Raw genomic sequence first — 2924 nt, 5'->3', positions numbered from 1 at the left:
TGGTTTTTGATTCATCGCGGGAGACCCGCCGAACAGCGCGCCCAGGCGCTGCACCACGGCCTTGAGAAAGCGCCACAGCGCCCAGGTCAGCAGCCACAGGGCGATGACCACGACCAGCAGCACGGCGGCGAAGGCCAGCGGATGCGTGAGCGCCAGCCAGATCGCGCCCACCGAGGCGCCGTCCTCCACCAGGCTGGCGCCCACGTTGGAAAACGGCTCGGGCGAGGTGTTGATGGCCGCGCGCGTCGTGCTTTTGGCCACCTGGCTGGACAGGGCCAGCGAGCCGCCCATCAGGGCCGCCATGGTGGCCATGGTCGCGCTGTCGGCGCCGAAGACGCCGGCCGCCAGCGCCGCGCCCGCCGGGATGCGGATCACGCTTTGCAGCAGGTCCCAGACCGAGTCCACGCCGGGGATCTTGTCGGCGAAGAACTCCACGAACAGCAGCGCGCCGCTGGCGAACAGCAGGGCTGGATGCTCCAGCACATGCAGCCCGCCAGGCAGCGCCACCCAGCGCAGCGCCCCCAGCAGCCCGGTCACGAAGACCACGGCGTAGAGCCGAAAGCCGCTGGCCCAGCCCAGTGCGGCGGCCAGCGCCAGCAGGCCGGCCATGTCCATGCCGCTGGTGGCCTGGCCCACGCGCTCGGCCACCTCGCCAGCCGCCTCGCTGACCGTGTGGTGCACGGCCGGGCCCGGGTACAGGCCCACGGACTGCAGCCACTGGACGAGGGAGTCGGTCAGGGTGCTCATGGCGTTCGCTCGGTGATGGTTCTGCGGACAGGCTGCTTTCGCGTATCAGGCCAGCCAGGCCGGCTTGCGCTTTTGCAGGAAGGCCTGCACGCCCTCCTTGCCCTCGGCGCTGGCGCGGATGTCGGCGATGCCTTCGACGGTGGCGGCGATCAGTTGCTCGTTGATCTCGCGCTCGGCCACGTCGATCACCAGGCGCTTGCAGGCGCGGGCGGCGGCGGGACCGGCACTGACTAGGTGCTTGAGCAGGCCGTCCACGGCGTTGTCCAGCTCGTCTGCCGCCACCACGCGGTGCACGAAGCCGATGCGCAGCGCCTCGGCCGCGTCGAAGCGTTCACCGGTCAGGAAGTAGCGGTGGGCGGCGCGCGCGCCCATGGCACGGATCACGTAGGGGCTGATGGTGGCGGGGATCAGGCCGATCTTCACCTCGGACAGGCAAAAGCCCGCGCCCTCGGCGGCCACGGCCATGTCGCAGGCAGCGACCAGGCCCATGCCGCCCGCATAGACATCGCCCTGCACGCGCGCGATGGTGGGCTGCGGGCATTCGTAGATCACGCGCAGCATCTCGGCCAGCAGGCCGGCGTCCTCGCGGTTCTCGTCGCGCGAGTAGTCGGCCATGCGGCGCATCCAGTTGAGGTTGGCGCCTGCGCAAAAGGCCGGGCCCTCGGCGGCCAGCACCACGGCGCGCACGTCACTGCGCTTGCCCACGGCGTGGAAGGCGTGGGTGATGTCGGCAATGACCTCGTCGCTGAAGGCATTGCGCACTTCGGGCTGGGTCAGCGTGATGGTGGCCAGGGGGCCCTGGAATTCGAGGGTCAGTGCGGTGGTTTTCATGAAGTACCTCGCTGCAAGGAAAGGGAAGCCGCCGTCACATGCGGAACACGCCGAAGCGCGTGTCCGCTATGGGCGCGTTGCGCGTGGCCGCCAGGCCCAGCGCCAGCACGCGGCGCGTGTCGGCGGGGTCGATGACGCCATCGTCCCACAGGCGCGCCGTCGCGTAATAGGGGTGGCCCTGATCCTCGTACTGCTGGCGGATGGGGGCCTTGAAGGCCTCTTCCTCCTCGGCCGTCCACTGGCCGCCCTTGGCCTCGATGCCGTCGCGCTTGACGGTGGCCAGCACGCTGGCCGCCTGCTCGCCGCCCATGACCGAGATGCGCGCGTTGGGCCACATCCACAGGAAGCGCGGCGAGTAGGCGCGGCCGCACATGCCGTAGTTGCCCGCGCCGAAGGAGCCGCCGATGATGATGGTGAACTTCGGTACGGCCGCCGTGGCCACGGCCGTGACCAGCTTGGCGCCGTGGCGGGCAATGCCTTCGTTCTCGTACTTGCGGCCCACCATGAAGCCCGTGATGTTCTGCAGGAAGACCAGCGGGATCTTGCGCTGGCAGCACAGCTCGATGAAGTGCGCGCCCTTGACGGCCGATTCGCTGAACAGGATGCCGTTGTTGGCGATGATGCCCACCTGCATGCCCTCGATGCGCGCAAAGCCGCAGACCAGGGTGGCGCCGAAGCGGGCCTTGAACTCGTCGAAGCGGCTGCCGTCCACCACGCGGGCGATGATCTCGCGCACATCGAAGGGCTTGCGCGTGTCCACGGGGATCACGCCGTACAGCTCGCCGCCGTCGAATAGCGGCGCCTCGGGGGGCAGGTCGCCAGCAGAAGGCTGCTTGGCATGGTTGAGGTTGGCCACGGACTGGCGCGCCAGCGCCAGCGCGTGGGTGTCGTTGTGGGCCAGGTGGTCGGCCACGCCCGACAGGCGCGTGTGCACGTCGCCGCCGCCCAGGTCCTCGGCGCTGACCACCTCGCCCGTGGCGGCCTTCACCAGCGGCGGGCCGCCCAGGAAGATGGTGCCCTGGTTCTTGACGATGATGGACTCGTCGCTCATGGCCGGCACATAGGCGCCGCCGGCCGTGCACGAGCCCATGACCACGGCGATCTGGGCAATGCCCTCGGCGCTCATGTTGGCCTGGTTGAAGAAGATGCGGCCGAAGTGCTCGCGGTCGGGGAACACATCGTCCTGGTTGGGCAGGTTGGCGCCGCCCGAGTCCACCAGGTAGATGCAGGGCAGGCGGTTCTGCGCGGCGATCTCCTGGGCGCGCAGGTGCTTCTTCACCGTCATCGGATAGTAGGTGCCGCCCTTCACCGTGGCGTCGTTGCACACGATCATGCAGTCCACGCGG

Annotated in this window: 3 protein-coding genes; all 3 read right to left on the bottom strand. The window is 69.4% G+C overall.

What is annotated here, in order from left to right:
• A partial coding sequence (locus tag L995_RS25010) for a DUF4126 domain-containing protein (protein WP_082001623.1) occupies positions 1-747 on the bottom strand: 747 nt, incomplete at its 3' end.
• Between the two features lie 45 nt (positions 748-792).
• Positions 793-1578, bottom strand: coding sequence for an enoyl-CoA hydratase/isomerase family protein (locus L995_RS25005; RefSeq protein ID WP_047474059.1), 786 nt, complete (start codon positions 1576-1578; stop codon positions 793-795).
• A gap of 34 nt (positions 1579-1612) precedes the next feature.
• On the bottom strand, positions 1613-2924 hold a 1312-nt coding region (locus L995_RS25000; RefSeq protein WP_047474058.1), incomplete at its 5' end, for a carboxyl transferase domain-containing protein.

Source organism: Delftia sp. ZNC0008 (genome assembly GCF_000799035.1).
In the GTDB taxonomy this organism is placed as follows: domain Bacteria; phylum Pseudomonadota; class Gammaproteobacteria; order Burkholderiales; family Burkholderiaceae_C; genus Comamonas; species Comamonas tsuruhatensis.
The sequence above is the reverse complement of the archived record's forward strand: the minus strand, read 5'-3'. Positions and strand labels throughout refer to the sequence as shown.

What these genes read in the sequence shown, in the direction of transcription:
- L995_RS25005 (WP_047474059.1), bottom strand. Translation starts at nt 1,578, where the DNA reads ATGAAAACCACCGCACTGACCCTCGAATTCCAGGGCCCCCTGGCCACC.